Source organism: Kribbella steppae, assembly GCF_004342025.1.
Taxonomy (GTDB): Bacteria; Actinomycetota; Actinomycetes; order Propionibacteriales; family Kribbellaceae; genus Kribbella; species Kribbella steppae.
The window spans coordinates 350,609-370,320 of the sequence record NZ_SLWN01000004.1 but is presented as its reverse complement, the minus strand read 5'-3'; the positions used below and the strand labels follow the sequence as shown (position 1 = coordinate 370,320).

General features: G+C 67.4%; 15 protein-coding genes. 9 read left to right on the top strand and 6 right to left on the bottom strand.

Features of this window, described 5'->3' with window-relative positions; all coding sequences use genetic code 11:
* Positions 1 to 55 precede the first annotated feature (55 nt).
* Positions 56 to 655 carry a DUF4956 domain-containing protein gene (locus tag EV652_RS13765; RefSeq protein WP_132209481.1) on the top strand — a complete coding sequence of 200 codons (600 nt, stop codon included), beginning with the start codon at positions 56 to 58 and terminating at the stop codon, positions 653 to 655.
* The gene (locus tag EV652_RS13760) at positions 652 to 1,431 is read left to right on the top strand and encodes a polyphosphate polymerase domain-containing protein (RefSeq protein WP_132209480.1); all 780 of its coding nucleotides are present in this window, start codon (positions 652 to 654) and stop codon (positions 1,429 to 1,431) included. Before EV652_RS13765 ends, EV652_RS13760 begins: the two co-directional genes overlap by 4 nt.
* Here the strand turns inward: EV652_RS13760 and EV652_RS13755 are convergent.
* A complete protein-coding gene (locus EV652_RS13755) occupies positions 1,415 to 1,603 on the bottom strand; it encodes a DUF1918 domain-containing protein (protein WP_132209479.1) in 189 nt (62 codons plus the stop codon). The genes EV652_RS13760 and EV652_RS13755 overlap by 17 nt on opposite strands.
* A gap of 70 nt (positions 1,604 to 1,673) precedes the next feature.
* Complete coding sequence (locus EV652_RS13750) at positions 1,674 to 2,318, bottom strand: LysE family translocator (RefSeq protein WP_132209478.1); 645 nt, start codon at positions 2,316 to 2,318, stop codon at positions 1,674 to 1,676.
* Positions 2,319 to 2,436: 118 nt separating this feature from the next.
* On the opposite strand from EV652_RS13750, the gene yicI reads away from it, so the two are divergent.
* Positions 2,437 to 4,644, top strand: a complete 2,208-nt coding sequence (yicI, locus tag EV652_RS13745) for an alpha-xylosidase (protein WP_132209477.1) — start codon at positions 2,437 to 2,439, stop codon at positions 4,642 to 4,644.
* Here yicI and EV652_RS13740 read toward each other — a convergent pair.
* On the bottom strand, positions 4,625 to 5,524 hold the full coding sequence (locus EV652_RS13740; RefSeq protein WP_132209476.1) for an SDR family NAD(P)-dependent oxidoreductase: 900 nt from the start codon (positions 5,522 to 5,524) through the stop codon (positions 4,625 to 4,627). The two genes, yicI and EV652_RS13740, sit on opposite strands and share 20 nt — an antisense overlap.
* Before the next feature lie 124 nt (positions 5,525 to 5,648).
* Between EV652_RS13740 and EV652_RS13735 the strand changes: the two genes are divergently transcribed.
* Positions 5,649 to 6,614 carry an AraC family transcriptional regulator gene (locus EV652_RS13735; protein ID WP_242001745.1) on the top strand — a complete coding sequence of 322 codons (966 nt, stop codon included), beginning with the start codon at positions 5,649 to 5,651 and terminating at the stop codon, positions 6,612 to 6,614.
* On the opposite strand, the gene EV652_RS13730 is transcribed toward EV652_RS13735, so the two are convergent.
* Both EV652_RS13730 and EV652_RS13725 read right to left on the bottom strand, forming a co-directional pair.
* Entirely contained in the window at positions 6,554 to 9,355 is a 2,802-nt protein-coding gene (locus EV652_RS13730) for a glycoside hydrolase family 3 C-terminal domain-containing protein (RefSeq protein ID WP_132209475.1), read from the bottom strand. The genes EV652_RS13735 and EV652_RS13730 overlap by 61 nt on opposite strands.
* Before the next feature lie 201 nt (positions 9,356 to 9,556).
* Complete coding sequence (locus EV652_RS13725) at positions 9,557 to 10,750, bottom strand: ROK family transcriptional regulator (protein ID WP_132209474.1); 1,194 nt, start codon at positions 10,748 to 10,750, stop codon at positions 9,557 to 9,559.
* Between the two features lie 123 nt (positions 10,751 to 10,873).
* Between EV652_RS13725 and EV652_RS13720 the strand changes: the two genes are divergently transcribed.
* The 5 genes from EV652_RS13720 to EV652_RS13700 are packed head-to-tail and all read left to right on the top strand — an operon-like array spanning position 10,874 to position 18,590.
* A complete protein-coding gene (locus EV652_RS13720) occupies positions 10,874 to 12,541 on the top strand; it encodes a type 2 periplasmic-binding domain-containing protein (protein WP_132209473.1) in 1,668 nt (555 codons plus the stop codon).
* Positions 12,525 to 13,526 (top strand): ABC transporter permease, encoded by a 1,002-nt coding sequence (locus EV652_RS13715; protein WP_242001744.1) that lies wholly within the window; start codon positions 12,525 to 12,527, stop codon positions 13,524 to 13,526. Before EV652_RS13720 ends, EV652_RS13715 begins: the two co-directional genes overlap by 17 nt.
* On the top strand, positions 13,523 to 14,428 hold the full coding sequence (locus EV652_RS13710; RefSeq protein ID WP_132209472.1) for a carbohydrate ABC transporter permease: 906 nt from the start codon (positions 13,523 to 13,525) through the stop codon (positions 14,426 to 14,428). The genes EV652_RS13715 and EV652_RS13710 overlap by 4 nt, the downstream gene beginning before the upstream one ends.
* A gap of 2 nt (positions 14,429 to 14,430) precedes the next feature.
* A complete protein-coding gene (locus tag EV652_RS13705; RefSeq protein WP_132209471.1) occupies positions 14,431 to 16,653 on the top strand; it encodes a carbohydrate-binding protein in 2,223 nt (740 codons plus the stop codon).
* The gene (locus EV652_RS13700; RefSeq protein ID WP_132209470.1) at positions 16,650 to 18,590 is read left to right on the top strand and encodes a beta-galactosidase; all 1,941 of its coding nucleotides are present in this window, start codon (positions 16,650 to 16,652) and stop codon (positions 18,588 to 18,590) included. The genes EV652_RS13705 and EV652_RS13700 overlap by 4 nt, the downstream gene beginning before the upstream one ends.
* Here EV652_RS13700 and EV652_RS13695 read toward each other — a convergent pair.
* On the bottom strand, positions 18,566 to 19,591 hold the full coding sequence (locus EV652_RS13695; RefSeq protein WP_132209469.1) for a LacI family DNA-binding transcriptional regulator: 1,026 nt from the start codon (positions 19,589 to 19,591) through the stop codon (positions 18,566 to 18,568). The two genes, EV652_RS13700 and EV652_RS13695, sit on opposite strands and share 25 nt — an antisense overlap.
* Positions 19,592 to 19,712: the final 121 nt, after the last annotated feature.

Genomic DNA, 19,712 nt, shown 5'->3' with positions numbered 1-19,712 from the left:
GTCTCACCACCGGGCGGAAAGGTGGAGTCCATCCAACGTTCACCTGGAGGAAACCATGTCCGGTCTGGGACTCGCCATACCCGCCGATCTGCTCGCGATCGCTCTGCTTGCCTACGGCACCTACTTCCGCCGCTACCACCGGCGCGACCTGCTGCTCGCGTACGTCGCGCTCAACGTCGGCGTACTTGCGGTCACCGCGATGCTGGCCGGCAGCGGCGCCGGGATGGGACTCGGGCTCGGCCTGTTCGGCATCCTCTCGATCATCCGGCTCCGCTCGGACTCGATCACCCAGGAAGAGGTCGCGTACTACTTCATCTCGCTCGCGATGGGTCTGGTCAACGGCCTGCATCCCGGTCCGTTCTGGCTCGCACCCGCGCTGAGCTTCCTACTGGTCGCACTGATGTACGTCGTCGATCACCCGCGGCTCACTCTCCGGTCGCGCCGCCAGAAGGTCGTCCTCGACCAGGCCTACCCGGACGTCCACGAGATCGGGCCGGCGCTGGAGCGGCTGCTCCGGGCCGACATCCGGTACTTCGTCGTCCTCGACCTCGACCTGGTCACCGACACCACGGTCGTCGACGTCCGCTACCGGGTGCGTACCCCCGCGCCGCACGCGTTCGACGCCGTACGCCGCCTCGAGCGGTTCGCCTCATGAGCCGCCGGTTGCTGGCGGCGATGACCGGGGCGCTTTCGCAGTTGCCGCCGATCACGCTCGACAAGGTGCTCGCGGAGTCGGAGTTGCAGACGCGGGTGGATCGCAAGTACCTGGTGCCGATCGCGACGTTCGTCGAGTTGGTGACCCGGTTGCGCGATCGGTTCGGCGTACTGGAGATCGACGGGCAGCGGAGTTTCCGGTACGAGTCGGTGTACTTCGACACGCCGTCCCTCGGGCTGTACCGGCAGCACGTCCAGCGGCGGCGGTACCGGTACAAGGTGCGGACGCGGTCCTACCTCGACAGCGGGGAGTGCAGCTTCGAGGTGAAGCTGAAGGGCAACCGGTCCGAGACGGTCAAGTCACGGATGCCGTACTCGCTCGCGGACCGGGCCCGGCTGACCGAGCCGGCCTGGGAGTTCCTCGCCGAGCAGTTGCGTACGGCGTACGGCGTCGGCATCGTGGATCGACTGCAGCCCGCGCTGACCACGACGTACCGGCGGAGCACCTTGGTCGACCGGGTCGAGCACGCGCGGATGACCTGCGACGTCGACCTGCGGTTCTTCGACGGTCGAGCGTCGGTCGACGTGCTGCCGGCCGCCGTACTGGTGGAGAGCAAGACAGCAGGGCGTGCGGGAGCGGCCGATCTGGTCCTACGCGAGCTGCAGGTGCGCCCGATCCAGGTCAGCAAGTACTGCGTCGCGGCCGCGCTCCTCAATCCTCAGCTTCGCGCCAACCCGTGGCACCGAACGCTGCGCCAGCTCACTCGGAGTGGATGATGTGCGCGTCCGGACCGGGGAAGAAGAGGGACTCGCTGTCGGTGTCCGTCCAGTGCACCAGGTACGGCGGAGCGCCGTTCGGATCGTGGACCTCGACGATCTCGCCTTGCCGCCGGTGTGAGCTCACATGGGTGCCCTCGACGATTACTGTGTCACCCGCCGCCGCCTTCATCGGACCGCCTCCATCAGTCGGTGAGTGCTGCCTCCCAGCTTGACCCCACACCCCCCACCTGCACCAGACGTCAGTGGATGTCGGCGGCGAGGCGGGCGGCGAGGGCGGTGAAGATACCGGCGCAGACGCGTTCGAGGCGGCGGCGGACCTTGCTACCGGCGCGGAACAGCGTGGTGGCGAGGCTGCCGGCCAGGAGACCGGCGGAGGCGTCGACCGGGAAGCCGACGGCGATGAAGACCGCGCCGAGGACCAGGAACTGGAGGGTGACCGGCCAGCTGCCCGCGCCGGTGGTGAGGAACTGCGGCAGGAACGCCAGGTAGAACAGGATGACCTTCGGGTTGGCGAGGTTCGTCAGCGTCGCCATCACGTACGTCTTCCGCAGCGTCCGCTTCGGCAACTCGAGCGCGTCGCCGGCCTCGCTGACCTCCTGCCGACTCGCCCGCCAGGTCAGGTAGGCGAGATACAGCAGGAACGCGGCGCCGGCGACGCGTACGCCGTTCAGCACCTGGGGCGCGGCCTGGATCAGCGCACCGAGGCCGAGCGATGCCGCGACCGTGTGCACCGCCAGTCCGGTGGACATCCCGGCCGCCGCGACCACTCCGGCCCGTCGTCCGCCGACGGCCGCGTTCGCGACGATGAACAGCATGTCCGGGCCGGGCACGACACTCACGAAGAACACCGCGACCACGAACGCCAGGACGATCGAGAGTTCCATCCGTCCATCCTCACCCGGAGGGTGTCTCACCAGCCACGGGTTTCCACACTGCGAGCAGTCCCTGCCGGGTAAGCTCTGTCGAAGCGCTTCGACATCCGCTCGAGAGAGGCCGATCCTGATGAAGTTCACCGACGGTTATTGGCAGCTGCGGGCCGGGATGGCGCGCCTGCGACCGGCCGAGGTCGAGAGTGTGGAGGCGGGGGAGCGGGAGCTCACCGTGTTCGCACCGGCCAAGCGGATCGACCGGCGCGGTGACACCCTCAACCAGCCGGTGTTCACGGTCACCTTCTCCTCGCCTGCCCGCGGGGTGATCGGCGTCCGGATCGCGCACCATCTCGGTGGGCTGCCCGCGCGTCCGTCGTACCGGCTGAACACCGACGACGAGCATGCGGTGAAGGTGGAGGTCGGTCCGGCCGAGGCTCGGCTGACATCGGGTGAGCTGAGCGCGATCATCAGCCTGGACGGTCCGTGGGACGTCCGCTTCGAGCAGGACGGGCGGCCGCTGACGAACTCGGGTGCGCGCAGCATTGGGCTGATCACCGATCAGGACGGCCGGCACTTCCTGCACGAGCAACTCGCGCTCGGTGTCGGCGAGACGATCTACGGCCTCGGCGAGCGATTCGGGCCGCTGGTGAAGAACGGTCAGATTGTCGACACCTGGAATGCTGACGGCGGCACGTCCAGCGAGCAGGCGTACAAGAACGTGCCTTTCTACCTGAGTAGCAAGGGGTACGGCGTCCTGGTCGACACGCCGGCCAATGTGTCGTTCGAGCTCGGCTCCGAGGTCACGTCGCGCAACCAGTTCAGCGTCGAGGGCCAGGAGTTGTCGTACTACGTCTTCGCCGGGCCGACCCCGAAGGACGTGCTCCACCGCTACACCGCTCTCATCGGCCGGCCCGCCCGCGTCCCCGCGTGGTCCTTGGGGCTCTGGTTGTCGACGTCGTTCACCACCGACTACAGCGAGGAGACGACGAGCGCGTTCGTCGATGGGATGGCTGAGCGCGACCTGCCGTTGAGCGTCTTCCACTTCGACTGCTTCTGGATGCGGCAGTTCCACTGGTGCGACTTCGTCTGGGACCCGGTCGCGTTCCCGGATCCGGAGGGGATGCTGCGCCGGCTGAAGGACCGCGGGCTTCGCATCAGCCTCTGGATCAACCCGTACATCGCCCAGCGGTCGATCCTGTTCGAAGAAGGTCGCCGGCTCGGCTATCTGCTGAAGCGTCCGGACGGTTCGGTCTGGCAGTGGGACATGTGGCAGGCCGGTATGGCGATCGTCGACTTCACCAACCCGGATGCCACCGCGTGGTACCGCTCCAAGCTGCAGACGCTGATCGACCTGGGTGTCGACTGCTTCAAGACCGACTTCGGTGAACGCATCCCGACCGACGTCGCGTGGTACGACGGCTCGGACCCGCAGCGGATGCACAACTACTACGCGCACCTCTACAACGAGGCTGTCTTCGGCCTGCTCGAGGAGAACCGCGGCGAGGGCGAGGCCGTTCTGTACGCGCGCTCGGCGACGGCCGGCGGGCAGCAGTTCCCGGTGCATTGGGGTGGCGACTGCGAGTCGACGTTCGAGGCGATGGCGGAGTCGTTGCGGGGTGGGTTGTCGCTGGCGGCGTCCGGATTCGGCTACTGGAGTCACGACATCGGTGGATTCGAAGGCACACCCGATTCGGCGATCTTCAAGCGGTGGGTTCCGTTCGGATTGCTGTCGTCGCACTCGCGGCTGCACGGCTCGTCGTCGTACCGGGTGCCGTGGGCGTTCGACGAGGAGGCGGTCGACGTACTGCGGAAGTTCACCAAGCTGAAGATGTCGCTGATGCCGTACTTGATGACGGCCGCGGCTGAGGCGCATCGGGACGGCGTACCGATGATGCGGCCGATGGTCCTGGAGTTCCCCGACGACCCGGCCGTTGCGTACCTGGATCGCCAGTACATGCTCGGGCCGGATCTCCTGGTCGCGCCCGTGATGAGCTCGACCGGCGAGGTCTCCTTCTATCTTCCGGCCGGCACGTGGACTGATCTGCTCAGCGGCGAGCAGTTCACCGGCCCGCGGTGGGTCCACCAGACCCACGGGTTCGACAGTCTGCCGGTCCTGGTCCGTGAGGGCGCTGTGATCCCGATCGGCGCAGTCGACGACCGGCCCGAGTACAACTGGTCGGACAACGTGGAGCTCCGCTGGTTCGCTCCAACCGAAGGCCAAACGACGCTCGCACGGTTGCCGGGTGCGGTGATCGAGCTCAACCTGCGCGACGGCAGCCCGCAGACCCGCGTGATCGAAGGCAGCTGCGAGAACTACACCGTCAACTTGGTTGCCCGATGACATCGGTCAGCCAAGGCCGGACGAGTTCGTCGCTGCGGGCCCACAGCTCGCGACGGCGATCTTGACGCGACGCTCGCGGTGGAATCCGTCGCCGCCCCTTGGGCCCGAAGAAGCCGCCATTCGTGCCGACCGCCGCGGGATCCTGCGCCAAGAACACCGGCACCTCCGCGGCGGTGGCGGGCGATGAGCCGAAGAGGCGTTGCAAGGTCAGGGCCACCGACCGAGCGGCGCGCGATACCCCTCGCGCGTTGGTGAAGACATCGGTGGCGACCAGGCCCGGGTAGACGCAGGTCACCTCCACGGCGGTGCCACGCACTTGCTCGGCCAGCTCCACAGCGAGCAGGTCGTTCGCGAACTGAGTCCGGCCCGCGACCTGGATTCCACGCCCGCCGCCGCGCAGTTGCAGGTCGTCCAGGTTCAGCGTGTCGCGATACTTCCCCGCGTTGGCCACCAGGACCACCCGGCCGGACGGTGCCTGCGCCAGGTCTGGGAGCAACCGGCGGATGAGGAGATAGCGCGAGAGGTAGTTGAGGACGAACGTCCGCTCGAAGCCCTCATCTGTGGTCTCCGCGACCACAGAGAGGACCCCGGCGCACAACACCAGGGAGTCGAGTCGACGGACAGTCGCGGCGATCCGGTCGGCCGCCGTCGCCGTCTCGGCGACCGACGACAGGTCGGCTGCGACGAACTCGTGGCCGCGGCCGGGTGCGAGCGTTTCGAGCTGTGCCAGCACGGCTTTCGCCCGCGTCGTACTGCGTCCGACGATGATGACCCGATGGCCGAGCGTGGCCAGGGCGACTGCGACTGCGCGGCCGATCCCGCCGGTTCCCCCGGTCACCACTGTGGTTGTGAACTCACGCCCGTCATCTGCTGGCGACATCGACCCGTCCCTCTTCTCGTTGGCTGTCAACGCATCGAAGGTAGGTCCGCGCTCGCTGGACGATCCATATGTAATAGTCTCCGAAACTACATCGTTCGTCTCGGTGATGCCGAGGGGGTGCTGCGTGGATCTCCTGAGTTCGATCCTTCGTGAACTGCGTTTCGAGAGCGCCGGCTACCGCTGGCTGGAGCTCGGCGCGCCGTACCGCGTGCGGTTCGATCACCCGGGGCTGCGCGGCGTCCACCTGATCACCCAGGGCGAGTGCGAACTCGGCCTGGACGACGGCACGGTGCTCGAGCTGGCGGCCGGCGACATGGTCATCTTTCCGCACGGGGACTTCCATGTGCTCCGGGCCCGGAACGGGGCCGAGTGTTCCACCGTGTCCAGCTTCGACCTCGCGATGCGTACGCCCGGCACTCGGTTGCGAGCCGGGGGAGACTCTGTGGATACCATCGTCGTCTGCGGCGCCTTCGTGGTCGGTGAGCCTGACCACCCGGCATTGCGCGCGATCCCACGGATCATCCACGTCCCCGGTGACCGGGGCCGGCCGCTGCCCTGGGTTGCTCCGCTCATCGACGCCCTGGCCGCCGAGGCGTTCGACGCCGGCCCAGGCAGCGATCTCATCATGGCCCGGCTGTCGGATGCGCTGCTGATCCGTGCCTTGCGGCACCAGGTCGCGAGCGAGCAGCAGTCGGGGTGGCTCGCCGGACTGCGGGATCCCCAGGTGGCCACAGCCCTCGCACTCCTTCATGCGGATCTGGCGCAGCAGTGGACTCTGCCACTCCTGGCCACGAAGGTGGGCCTGTCCAGGGCGGCGTTCGCAGCCCGCTTCACCGCGAGCGTCGGTGAGTCGCCGATGCGCTATCTGCTGTTGTTGCGATTACAACGGGCCAAATCGCTGATGCGGAATCCAGCGGCGACCATCGCAACTGTCGCGGGACAGGTCGGTTACCAGTCCGACGTCGCCTTCGCGACCGCGTTCAAACGCGAGGTCGGAGTGCCACCGGGCGCCTATCGCCGACGTGTCGATCACCCCGGACCGGCCGCCAGCCCTTCCAATACGACATCCGCCGCCGAGAAGACCACGTAGACGGTGTGTACGCCGGTTGCACTCAGCTGACCTGCTAGCGATGTGAGCTTGTCTGACGGTAAGACCTGCAACTTGTCTAGCAAGTCACCATGTAAGGGGTCGTCCAGCCGGAGTTCGATCGTCGCCGGTGTGGCTCCTCGGTTGGCGACGGATGCCTTGTATGACATGTGCGCTAGCTCGACATCGTCGAATGACAGCCAGGCGCCGGGTTCGAGAGAGATGACGGCGTCGCCTCGGTCGCGGGTGGCGGTGGTGAGGGTGATGGCGGAGTAGTCGTCGAAGCTGGTGGCGGCGAGGTGGTCGATCGGGCGCGGCGGGATATGTTCGCCGCGGACGTCGAGCGTTGCGGCGAGGCGGGTGTCGGTGCTGGAGCGACCGACCATGATGCTGTGCCGGGCGGTCTCGACGCAGTGGCGGTCCCTGGTCACGTCCCAGAAGCCGAGGTCGGCAGCGGCGATGGTCAGCTCGACGTCGGTGCTCTCACCAGGAAGCAGCGACAGTCGCTGGAAGCCGCGCAGTTGGCGCAGTGGTTGTTTGACCCGCGAACGCTGCTGATGGGTGTAAAGCTGGGCGACTTCGCTGCCCGCCCGGGTGCCGGTGTTGGTCACCGTGAAGGTGACACGGACTTCGCCGTCCGCCGGGATCGACGTGGAGCTGAGGCGCAGGTCGCCGTACGTGAAAGTCGTGTAGCTGAGACCGTGGCCGAACGGGTAAAGCGGCATCCCGCGGTAGTACAGGTACGTCGCGTCCGTCGCGATGATGTCGTAGTCGAGCAGGTCGGGCAGATCGGCGGCGGAGTGGTACCACGTCTGCGTCAGCCGCCCGGCCGGGTCAGCGTCGCCGAAGAGTACGTCGGCCAACGCGCGACCGTACTCCTGCCCACCATGGCTGGACCACAGCAGAGCCGGAAGGTTCTGCTGCGCCCAGCTGACCGCGAACGGGTAGCTGCTCGTCATCACCAGCACCGTGCTCGAGTTCGCCCCATGCACGGAACGGACGAGCCGGTCCTGCGCTCTCGGGAGTTCGAGGTCTCCGCGATCCTCGGTCTCCCGGCCGTTGACCAGCGGATGATTGCCAAGCACAACGATCGCGGTGTCCGCCCGCGCCGCGACCCTCGCCGCCTCCGCGGCGCCGTCGATCAGCACCTCGAGTTCGAAGCTCGTCCCGGAGTCGCTGAGGCTGACCGTGCCGTCCACGTGCAGGTAGCGGCCGCTGTTCAGGTGCAGCACCTGAACCGTGTCGCCCGTTTCGACCAGCCGGAAGGTCTGCTTCACCTCCCAGCCGTTCGGGCCATGCTGATCCGCGACCAATGAGCCGTCGTCGGCAACAGTCAGGTGGCGCCCGTTCCGCACCGACCGCAGCGCGCACGCGTCACCACCCCAGTCGAACAGGTCGAAGTGCCGGCCCTCACCGGCGTCAGCGCGCAGTACGCCGTCCGCCCCGATGCAGAGGTACGACGTCGAGTGGGCGACGCGGAGCGCGATGCGATCGACGCCCTCGCAGTACTCGACCCGGTCCGCGCCCAGTCGTTCGACGAGGCCGTCGTACGCGCTGATCTGGTACGGCAGGGTCCCGGCGTACCAGTCCTCCGAGAGTGTGTTGGCGAGCGGTCCGATGACGGCGAGGCGTTTGATCGCGGAGGCGTTCAGAGGGAGCACCTGGCACTCGTGCTTGAGCAGCACGATCGACTGCCGGGCCGCCTCCTGGGAAAGTTGGCGATGGGCCGGGCAGCTGACCAGATCCGGCTCGAGAGCGCGATACGGGTCGAGCTCCGGCGGGTCGAACTCGCCGAGACGGAACCGGATCGCGAGCGCGTGCCGGACCGCGGTGTCGACATCGTCAACCGTGATGAAGCCGCGGTCGATGGCCTCGGTGAGTCTCTCGATCGACGGTCCGGCGTCGGTGTCGTCCTGAGTGAAGCTGTCCACGCCGGCCTTGAGCGCCGCGGCGTACGCGGTCGGACCGTCGGGGAAGTACGCCTGCAGTCTGTACAGATTGTTGGGCGCGTACGCATCACTGACAATGAGCAGGTCCTGGCCGGTGTACTTGCGTAGCGCGTCGTTGATCAATGGGCTGAGATGCGCGGGCCGCCCGTTCACCAGGTTGTACGACGGCATGACCGCGACGGCTGCACCGGCTTCGATCGGTGCGCGGAACGCGGGGAGCTCATAGTCGTGCAGGACGCGCGGCGGCTGGTTGCTCGAGGTGGTGCAGCGGTCGGTCTCGTTGTTGTAGGCAAGGAAATGCTTGAGCGTCGGGGCGGTCTTGAGGTGGGTGGGGTGATCGCCGGTCAGGCCGTGGCCGTACGCGGTGGCGATGACCCCGGTCAGCCAGGGATCCTCGGCGTACCCCTCCTCGTTACGGCCCCAGCGCGGGTCGCGGAGCGGGTTGACGACCGGGGCCCAGACGTTCAGGCCGACCGCGGCCGGGTCCTTCTGGTGGAAGACGCGGACCTCGTCGCCGACCGCGGAGCCGACGGCGCGGACCAGTTCCGGGTTCCAGGTGGTGGCCAGCCCGATGGCTTGCGGGAACACGGTGGCCGGGCCGTGCCAGGCGACGCCGTGCAGTGCCTCGGTGCCGGTCCGGAAGGAGTCCAGGCCGAGGCGTTGGACCGGCGCCTGGTGCTGGTGCAGCAGGGCCAGCTTCTCGCCGGTGGTGAGCCGGCCGAGTAGATCGTCAAGCCGTTCCCGCAGCGGCCGCGCGGGGTCGCGGAACGGTGGGTTCGTGGCTGGAGTACTCATCGGCGATCGACTCCACTGCGGCTGGTGTCGAAGCGCTTCGAACGCTCACCGCGGTCAATCGATCGAAGCGCTTCGACGGTCTGGGCGAAAAAATCCGTCTCGGCCAGTGACGGCCCTGCTACGACGGAGTGATCAGAGGGTTGCATTCTCAGCCGGGCAGGTCAAGACCTGGCACACGCTTTCCGGCGTTCACAAAAGGTGTCACGCAAGGCTGGGGAGGTGGCCCATCGTGAGCGGCGCGAGCGCTTGGGCGGTGGCGCCGAGGGGAGTGGCGGTGTGGGGGAAGGTCGAGGCGACGATCGTGCAGCCGCCGGCGTCGGGGGCGATGGCGGACTCGTGCAGCGACTTGGTGATCGTGGGGGAGAGGTGGGTGGCCAGCAGGGCGTAGGAGCCACCGAGTACGACGTACCCCGGGTTGAGGATGTTGACGAGGGCGGCGATGCCGTGGCCCAGGTGGGTGCCGGCCTCGGCAAGGACCTTGGTGACCGCGGCCTCGCCCGCGTCGGCCCGGCGGATGAGGTGCTCGAGCTGGATCTGCGGATCGGGGTCGGTCAGGCCGTCGATCCGGGACAGGATCGCCGGCAGGCTGGCGAGCGCTTCCAGGCAGCCGCGGCGTCCACAGCCGCAGACGGGTCCGTCCGCGACCAGGCGGAGATGACCGATCTCACCGACGTACCCGAGGTGCCCGCGCAGCGGTCGGCCGTCGACGATGATGCCGGCCCCGACTCCGGTGTCGCCGTTCAGTTCGATGAGGTTCTCCGAGCCGGCCAACGGGCCGTAGAGATGCTCAGCCAGTACGGCGAGCGACGCGTCGTTGTCGACGTTCACCGGGATGTCCGGCCGCCCGAGCGCAGCCGCGAGATCCGCCTGCAGAGCCACGTCCCGCCAACCGAGCCCGGCAGCCAGTACGACGGCGCCGTCTCGGTTCACCAATCCCGGCACGCCGACCGTGATCCCCAGCACGCGGCGACCCGACGACTGCACGGTCGTGATCGCCCGCCGAGCCAGTGCCGCCAATGCAGCGATCGTTTTCGCCGGCCCGGCATCGACACCAGGCCCGGCGCGGTGCCAGCGCAGTACCTGCTCACCGGCGGTGTCGTAGGCGAGCGCACTCAGACCCCGCGCGCTGACCTCCAGACCGATCGCTGCGTACGCCGACCCGTCCAGGACGAGCAAGGTCGCGGGCCGGCCGACGTGGTTCTGGGTCTGCTGGGTCTCGCGGACCAGGCGCCGGTCGAGCAGATCCCCGACGATGCTCGTCACGGTCGCCTTGTTCAGCCCGGTCCCGGACGCGATCGCGGCCCGTGAGCACGGGGCCTGGCGGCGCAGGAAGCCCAGCACCGCCGCCAGGTTGGTGGCGCGGATATCGGTGTGGTCCGCGGTCTGTGTGCTCAAGGTCGGTCCCGTCGGTTCGTTCGGCTGGATCAGTTCTACACCTTGTCGTGCCTTCGTGCTTGGGTTAATTTGTTTGGCTACTAGCCCAACTAATTCTAGGCCAAGAAATCCAGGAGAGCCATCGTGACTGGACCAGTGAGCGGCCAGACCAGCCGCCGGACGTTCATCTCCCTGCTCGGCGCGGGCGCCGCGGCGACCGCCGGCGGCGTCACGCTGACCGGGTGCTCGGACGGCAGCGCCGGGTCGGCGACCGCAGGCCGGGCCGAGGCCGAGGACAAGTTGTCCGGGCTGCTGCCGACGTACATCGCGTACGAGTCGGTCAAGCCGGACCTGCCGGGTGAGAACGGCGCCTCCCCGGCCTTCACGAAGTACCCGGCCGAGCTGAAGCGGGCCGTCCCGGACAAGGCGGTCACCAGCGGCAAGGAAGTGTCCGCGATGACGCCGCTGTGGAGCCCGATGCCGCCCGGCCTCGGCCACAACAGCTACTACGACGTGAACAACGAGCGCATCGGGGCGCCGGTCCGGTTCAACATCCTGAACGGCAACGACTATGGCGACAAGCTCGGCCCGATCCTTGCCGCGGGCAACGTGCCCGAGCTGCTCTGCGTCCCGGGCTGGAACATCGCCGGGCTGACCCGGTTCGGTCAGGCCGTGGACAAGCTGTTCGAGGACCTGACGCCGTATCTGGCCGGGGACAAGGCGTCGGCGTACCCGATGCTGGCCAACCTGCCGACCAGGGCCTGGGCGTACGGCGTCTGGAACAACCAGCTCAAGGCGGTGCCGTTCCCCTCGGACGGGTTCCCCTGGATGCTGATGTACCGCAAGGACATCTTCGACCAGTTCGGCGCCGAAGCGCCGAAGAACGCCGATGACCTGCTCGCGCTGGGCAAGCAACTGACCGACGCGAAGGCGAACCGCTGGGCTTTCGGCGCGGTCTCCGACGAGGTGGTCCGGGCCTTCGGAGCGCCGTCCGACTGGCGTAAGGACGCCGACGGCAAGCTGGTCAACAAGATCGAGACTCCGGAGTTCAAGGAGGCGGTGGCCTTCGTCCGGAAGCTGTTCCAAGCCGGCTACGTGCACCCGGAGGTGGTCGGCAACGCCGGCGCGGATCAGAACGCGCTGTTCGAGGGCGGCAAGCTGGTGATCCGCCAGAACGGGCTCGGCGGCTGGCAGGAGTCGTTGCAGCGCCAGGCCACGATCAACCCCAAGTACAACCCGCAGCCGGTGATGCCGTTCGCCCACGACGGTGGGACGCCGATCACCTGGGGCGGCGACCCGGCCGGCATCTTCACCTTCGTGAAGAAGGGGCTCGGCGAAGCGCGCGTGAAGGAGCTGCTCGGCGTCCTCAACTACACCGCCGCGCCGTTCGGCACCGAGGAGAACCAGCTCTACATGTACGGGAAGGAGGGCACGCACTACACCAAACAGCCGTCCGGTGCGCCGAAGCTCACCGCGCTGGGCCAGAAGGAGGTGTCGCAGACCTACATCTTCCTCGGCGGCCGGCCGACAGCCATCACCCAGAGCGAGTATCCCGGGTACGTCGAGTCGATGAGCGCCTGGCAGAACGCGGCCGCCAAGGTGCAGCAGAAGAGTCTGTTCGACGGGATCCGGGTCGAGCAGCCGGCCAAGATGGCGGCGCTGGCCCAGCCGTTCGACGACGCGTTGCAGGACATCTTCCGCGGCCGCCGCCCGGTCAGTGAGCTGAAGACCGCGATCAAGGAGTGGCAGACCAACGGCGGTAACGAAGGCCGCGACTTCTACACCAAGGTCCTCAGTGACAACGGTCGCTAAGCGCCCGCTGAGCGCGGACCCGGTGGCCGAGGCACGGACCGGCGCCGGGTCGGGCGGCCGGCGCCGTCGCGGTGGTGCGGGGTTCCGGCATCGGTTCCGGCGGGATTGGCCGCTGCTGCTGATGGTGATGCCGGTGATCGCGTTGCTCGGCGTCTTCCACTACTTCCCGACCCTCGGCAACGTGATCGCGTTCCAGGACTATTCGCCGTACGTCGGGATCCGGGGCAGCGAATTCGTCGGGTTTTCCAACTTCAGCCGGCTGTTCTCCGAGCCGGCGTTCTGGAAGGCGGTCGCGAACACACTGACCATCACCGCCGTCCAGCTGGCGTTCTTCTTCCCGATCCCGATCGCGCTTGCGCTGCTGCTGAACAGCGTGCTGTCGGTCCGGCTCCGGACGCTGATCCAGGGTGTCGTCTACCTGCCGCACTTCTTCTCGTGGGTGCTCGTCGTCTCGCTCTTCCAGCAGATGATCGGTGGTGCCGGTCTGCTCGCGCAGTCGCTGCGGGCGAACGGCTACGAGGCGGTCGACCTGATGACCAAGCCGGACACGTTCATCCTGCTGGTCACCGCGCAGTCGATCTGGAAGGACGCCGGCTGGGGCATGATCGTGTTCCTGGCCGCATTGTCGACAATCAACCCAGCCCTCTACGAGGCGGCCGCGGCTGACGGTGCGAACCGCTGGCGACGGCTGTGGCACATCACGCTGCCCGGTCTGCGGCCGGTCATCGTGCTGCTGCTCATCCTCCGGCTCGGCGATGCACTGACGGTCGGCTTCGAGCAGTTCATCCTTCAGCGCAGTGCCGTTGGCGGAAACGCGGCCGAGGTGCTCGACACGTACGTCTACTACCAGGGTCTGCTCGTCGGAGACTTCGGCTACGGCGCCGCGGCCGGCCTCTTCAAAGGTGTCGTCGGACTCGTCCTCGTCCTGGTAGCCAACCGATTCGCCCACATGGTGGGCGAGCAGGGGGTGTATTCCCGCTCATGACGACAAGAGCAATCTGGGAAGAGGAGCCGACCAGGGTCGCTCGGCTGAGCCGGCCGGTGGTGCTGGCGCTGGTCGCGCTTGCGGTGACGTTCCCGCTGTACGTCGTGGTGGTGACGAGCCTGTCCACCACGGAGTCCGTGACTCGGGCCGGCGGTCTGGTCGTCGTACCGCGAGAGTTGACGTTGGCGGCGTACGCGCAACTGCTGTCCGGTGGAGTGGTCACGCGGGCGCTGGTGATCAGTGTCGTGATCACGGCGGTCGGTACGGCGTTCAGCCTCGGGATCACTGTGCTCGCGGCGTACGGGCTGTCGCGGCCGGGGTCGTTGTTTCACCGGCCGCTGTTGTTCGTCGTACTGCTCACCTTTCTGTTCGGGCCGGGCATCATCCCGAGCTACCTGGTGGTGAACGCGCTCGGGCTGATCGACAGCTATGCGTCGCTGATCCTGCCGACCGCGGTGTCGGCGTTCAACCTGATCGTGATGCGGTCGTTCTTCATGGGCATCCCGGGTGAGCTGATCGACAGTGCACGGATCGACGGTGCGGGGGAGTTCGCGATCCTGCGCCGGATCGTGATGCCGCTGTCGAAGGCGGTGGTGGCCGTGGTCGGGCTGTTCTACGCGGTCGGCTACTGGAACGCGTTCTTCAATGCGCTCTTGTATATCAACGACAACAACAAGTGGCCGTTGCAGATGGTGCTGCGGACGTACATCGTGCAGGCGCAGGTGCTGCCGACGGGGGCCGGCGGGATCGCGTCCGGGACCGGGCTGGGGATGGCGCCGGCGCCGAGTCTGGCGATCAAGATGGCGATCGTGGTGATCGCGATCGTGCCGGTCCTGCTGGTCTATCCGTTCATCCAGCGTCACTTCACCAAGGGCGTCATCATCGGCGCAGTCAAGGGGTGACCATGTCTCTGCCACGCAGACACTTCCTTGCGTTGGGCACCGGAACGGCGCTCGCGGCCGCCACCTCCGCCACGGCGCTCGCTGCCGACGCAGCCACGGCGTCCGGTGCCGCATCCGCCTTCTCCTCGTCCTTGCCGGCGACAGCCGGGGCGGCGGCGCGCTACCGGTGGCGGAACGTGGAGATCGTCGGCGGCGGTTTCGTCACCGGAATCATCCACCACCCGCGTCGCCGTGGACTCGTGTACGCACGAACCGACATCGGGGGAGCGGCCCGCTTCGACAACCGGACGCAACGCTGGGAGCAGTTGCTGCACTGGATCGGCTGGGACGAATGGAACTGGACCGGTGTCGAGAGCCTTGCCCTCGATCCGGCCGATCCATCCCGCCTGTACCTTGCCGTCGGCACCTATACGAACGACTGGTCGCCGATCAACGGCGCCATCCTCCGCTCGTGTGACCAGGGCCGGACCTTCGAACGGACCGACCTGCCGTTCAAACTCGGCGGCAACGAACCAGGTCGCTCGATGGGTGAACGATTGGTGATCGATCCCCGCGACGGTCGCGTGCTGTTCCTCGGTACCCGGGGACACGGACTGTGGCGCAGCCCTGACCGCGGCGAGACGTGGGCGCACGTGGAGAGTTTCCCGACGACCGGGACGCCAGGAATCGGCATCGCCTTCGTCTTCGTCGACCCACGGAACGGGACGATCTACGTCGGCGTGACGGACCCGTCGTCCCCGCTCTACCGCAGCACCGACGCCGGCGCGACCTGGACCCCCGTCGACGGACAGCCGACCGGACTGCTGCCCCACCACGGCGAATTGGGGGCTGACGGCAACATCTACCTGACGTACGGCGACCTGCCCGGACCATACGAGATGTACGACGGCGCCGTACACAAGCTGGACACCGCGACCGGTCTGTGGACCGACATCACCCCACTGCGCCCGAACACCGGTGGTGAGGCCGGGTTCGGGTACGCCGGGCTCGCGACCGATCCACGGCGCCCGGGCACGGTGATGGTGTCGACGATGAGCCGGTGGGGACCGGTCGACGACGTGTTCCGCTCGGTCGACGGTGGGCAGACCTGGCATTCGATCGCTGCGAAAATCGAGCTGGACACCTCTGGAGCGCCGTACCTCAACTTCCATGAGACGCCGAAGCTGGGCTGGATGATCGGCGACATCTCGATCGACCCGTTCGACTCGGACAAGGTGCTGTACGTCACCGGTGCCACGATCTTCGGCACCGACGACGTCACCGAGGCTGAGGCTGGTCGCAGTACCCACTGGTCGGTGCGGGCGCAGGGGCTGGAGGAGACCGCCGTACTCGATCTGATCAGTCCGCCATGGGGACCGCCGTTGATCAGCGCGCTCGGTGACATCGGCGTGTACCGGCACGGGCGGCTGGACCGCGTGCCGCCGGATGGGCAGGCGTCGAACCCGGTCAGTGGAACGTCACCGAGTCTGGACTTCGCGGCACTGTCGCCCGGGTTCGTCGTACGGCTGGCCAACGCTGGGGCGGGCGAGCGTGGGGCCTACTCGACCGATGCCGGGGTGTCGTGGCAGCCCTTCCTGGGCGAGCCGGCCGGCATGACGCAGACGGGCCGGATCGCGGTGAGTGCCGATGCGCGAACGTTGCTGTGGGCACCGGGTGACGTGGTGCCGCACTACTCGCGCGATCGCGGTGTCTCCTGGACGGCCGTGGACGGACTACCGGTGCAGGCGGTGGTCGTCGGAGATCGGGTGGATGCTCGGCTGTTCTACGCGTTCGATCCGGCGACAGGTACGGCGTACTCGAGCACGAACGGTGGGGTCGCGTTCTCGGTCACAGCCACCGGGCTGCCGACCGGAGCCGGGAAGTTGGAGACCGTGCTGGATCGCGCCGGGCACTGCTGGTTGGCGGCCGGTGCAGGCGGCCTCTATCGGTCGAGTGACCGCGGTCTAACGTTCTTGCCTGTGAGGACTGTTGAGGAGGCGTACACGGTCGGCTTCGGTAAGGCGGCCCGTGGTTCGGTTGATATGGCGGTGTACATGTCAGGCAAGTTTGCCGGTCAACGCGGTATCTATCGGTCCGATGACAGCGGTGGGACGTGGGTTCGAGTGAACGACGACCGGCATCAGTACGCGTCCACAGGTGAGGCGATCACCGGTGATCCGCGCGTCTACGGGCGCGTGTACATCTCGACCAACGGGTTCGGCATTCCGTATGGGGAGCCGGTATGACGCGACTCTGGTACGGCGGTGACTACAACCCGGACCAGTGGGACCTGTCGGTGTGGAAGGACGACGTCGAGCTGATGCGTCAGGCCGGCGTCAACCTCGTGACCGTCGGCGTCTTCTCCTGGTCGAGTCTCGAGCCGTCGCCGGGGGAGTATGAGTTCGGCTGGCTGGACCAGGTTCTCGACCTGCTGCATGCCGGTGGCGTGAGCGTCGACCTGGCCACACCGACCGCGTCGCCACCGCCGTGGTTCAGCCGGCTGCATCCGGAGGCATTGCCGGTCACGCCCGACGGCGTACGACTGACGCATGGCAGCCGGGACACGTACTGCGCCTGTGCGCCGGCGTACCGTTCGGCGGCTGTTGGTATTGCTCGTGCACTTGTCAATCGGTATGACAATCATCCAGCACTGGCAATGTGGCATGTCCACAACGAGTACGGGTCTGTTTGTTACTGCTCGCTGGCCGCTGAGCGGTTCCGGGACTGGCTACGGGAGCGGTACGGGTCGCTCGATCGATTGAACACCGCGTGGACGACGGCATTCTGGAGTCAGGGGTACGCCGATTGGCAGGACATTCAGCCGCCGCGTCGTACGCAGTACCTGGTGAATCCGACTCAGTTCCTGGACTACCGGCGGTTCTGGTCCGACGAATTGCTCAAGGCGTTTCTCGAGCAGAAGGCTGAGATTCGTGAGCGGTCCTCCTTGCCGATCACGACGAACTTCGTCTTCGGCGGCTGGGTGCCGGTGAACCATGCTCAATGGGCTTCGGCCGTCGATATCGTTGCCATCGACCACTATCCGAGTCAGACCGATCTAGGTGCCGAGGAGCAAACCGCCTTCGGTGCCGATCTCGCCCGGTCGTGGGCCGGCGGGAAGCCGTGGCTGTTGATGGAGCAGGCGGCAGGGACGCTCAACGACGGGCAGCGGCTGCACGCGAAAGAGCCGGGACGGATGGCGCGGCACAGTCTGTCGCACATCGCGCGCGGGTCCAACGGAGCGCTGTTCTTCCAGTGGCGGGCGTCGCGGGGCGGGTCGGAGATGTATCACTCGGCCCTGGTGCCGCACGCCGGAGCATCCTCGCGGCTGTTCCGGGAGGTCACCGACTTGGGATCGGTGCTGCCCCGACTGGGAGAGGTTGCTGACAGCAAGGTTGTCGCCGAGGTTGCTGTGCTGTGGGATGTCGAGTGCTGGTGGGCGATGCAGGGGACGCATCTGCCGTCGTCCTCGCTGGACTACCTAGCAGCCGTGCAGGATGCGCATCGGCACTTCTGGCGTGCTGGGGTGACTGTCGACTTCGCGCCTCCTTCGGCCGACTTGTCGTCGTACAAGCTGGTCGTGGTGCCGTCGTTGTACCTGATCAGCGATGAGGCGGCTGCGTCGCTCGCGGCGTACGTCGAGGGTGGCGGGCAGTTGGTGGTCGGGTACTTCAGCGGGATCGTGGACCCCGACGTACAGGTGCGGCTCGGCGGGTATCCGGGCGCGTTCAGGTCGCTGCTCGGCGTGCGGGTGGAGGAGTTTCATCCGCTGCCGGAAGACGGTGTGGTGGAGTTGTCGTCCGGCGGGCAGGGGCGGTTGTGGAGTGAGGACGTGGAGGCAGTGTCGGCCGAGGTGGTCGACCGGTACGTCGGGGGAGTGCTCGACGGGAAGCCGGCGATCACCCGTCGTCAGGTCGGCGCCGGGACCGCTTGGTATGTCTCGACCTCGCTGGATTCCGAGACCGCCGCGGGCATCTTCGGTTTGTCGCCGTCGGCGGTGGAGACGGTTCGCCGCCGCACCAACTCCGGCGACGGCGACGGCGACACCACGTGGACATTCCTGTTCAACCACGGCGACGCGGAGGTCGTCGTGCCCGCGGATGGGGTTGAGCTGATCTCAGGCGTGAAGGTCGATGGCGAGTTGTCGTTGCCGGGTGGTGGCTATGCCGTGGTCAGGTCACCATGAAGGGCTTCGCAGGTGCTGCCACGGGCGGTGAGCTTCGGCGGCAGCAGCGTCAGCTCGGGTACGTCGCCGCCCTCCAGTTTGGTGATGAGGGACTCGACCGCCTGCTCACCGATCCGCTCGGCCGGGATGGTGACGGAGGACAGTTGCGGTACCTGCCGCTCGGCGACATCGTCCGCGCAGATCGCCATCAGGGACATGTCCTCGGGAACGCGGCGTCCGAGTCGCCGCAGTACGTCGAGCAGCGGGCCGATGATCGGCTCGTTCTGAACCACCAGCCCGGTGATGTCCGGGTGGTCGCGCAGCAGTTGCTCGACGGTGCCGAGGATCGCGTCGAAGGTGTGCTCACACGGGGTCTCGACGCCGAGGACGCCACGACGCTCGGCCGCTTCCACGAAGCCGGTCAGCGTGCGCTGGGCGAAACCTGTCTGACGTTCGTACACGGCAGACGGCGTACCAAGCAAGGCAAGGGAGCGGTGGCCGAGGTCGGCCAGGTGGTCCACACAATGGGCGCCTGCGGCAACGAAGTCGAGGTCGATGCAGGTCAGCCGGTCGGCGTCGGCCGGATACCCGATCAGGACCGACGGCATCGGCAGCTCGCGCAGCACCGGCACCCGCTCGTCGTGCAGCTCGACATCCATCACGACCAGCGCGTCCACGAGCGAGCTCTGCGCGACCCGCTCCAGACCCTCCGGCCCTTCGTCGGCGGTCAGCAGCAGTACGTCGTGATCGAACCGGCGGGCGGTGGTGACGACCGCGGCGGCGAACTGCATCATCACCGGGACGTGCATGCCGGTGCGCAGCGGAATCACCAGCGCGAGCACGTTGGACCGCTGGCTCGCGAGCGCACGGGCGCTGGCGTTCGGCCGATAGCCGAGCGCACGGACGCTGCGCTGGACGCGTTCGCGGGTGTCGGTGGAGATCGACCGCTTCCCACTGAGCACGTAGGAGACTGTGCTGGCCGCGACCCCGGCATGCCGGGCGACGTCCGCGATCGTGACCATCGTGGGCTCTCCTTAGTCCTGGTTGTTCATACCCTGTCATACCGCAGTCGAAGCGCTTCGACTCGGACCAGCGTCGAGTCGAGAAATCCCCTGTGTCAAGTCCCTGCGTCATCTCAACGCC

Excerpts from the sequence above, each read along its gene's own strand:
- EV652_RS13760 (WP_132209480.1), top strand. The coding sequence starts at position 652 with ATGAGCCGCCGGTTGCTGGCGGCGATGACCGGGGCGCTTTCGCAGTTG.
- EV652_RS13755 (WP_132209479.1), bottom strand. The coding sequence starts at position 1,603 with ATGAAGGCGGCGGCGGGTGACACAGTAATCGTCGAGGGCACCCATGTG.
- EV652_RS13730 (WP_132209475.1), bottom strand. The coding sequence starts at position 9,355 with ATGAGTACTCCAGCCACGAACCCACCGTTCCGCGACCCCGCGCGGCCG.
- EV652_RS13695 (WP_132209469.1), bottom strand. The coding sequence starts at position 19,591 with ATGGTCACGATCGCGGACGTCGCCCGGCATGCCGGGGTCGCGGCCAGC.
- EV652_RS13700 (WP_132209470.1), top strand. The coding sequence starts at position 16,650 with ATGACGCGACTCTGGTACGGCGGTGACTACAACCCGGACCAGTGGGAC.
- EV652_RS13710 (WP_132209472.1), top strand. The coding sequence starts at position 13,523 with ATGACGACAAGAGCAATCTGGGAAGAGGAGCCGACCAGGGTCGCTCGG.
- yicI (WP_132209477.1), top strand. The coding sequence starts at position 2,437 with ATGAAGTTCACCGACGGTTATTGGCAGCTGCGGGCCGGGATGGCGCGC.
- EV652_RS13705 (WP_132209471.1), top strand. The coding sequence starts at position 14,431 with ATGTCTCTGCCACGCAGACACTTCCTTGCGTTGGGCACCGGAACGGCG.
- EV652_RS13740 (WP_132209476.1), bottom strand. The coding sequence starts at position 5,524 with ATGTCGCCAGCAGATGACGGGCGTGAGTTCACAACCACAGTGGTGACC.
- EV652_RS13765 (WP_132209481.1), top strand. The coding sequence starts at position 56 with ATGTCCGGTCTGGGACTCGCCATACCCGCCGATCTGCTCGCGATCGCT.
- EV652_RS13750 (WP_132209478.1), bottom strand. The coding sequence starts at position 2,318 with ATGGAACTCTCGATCGTCCTGGCGTTCGTGGTCGCGGTGTTCTTCGTG.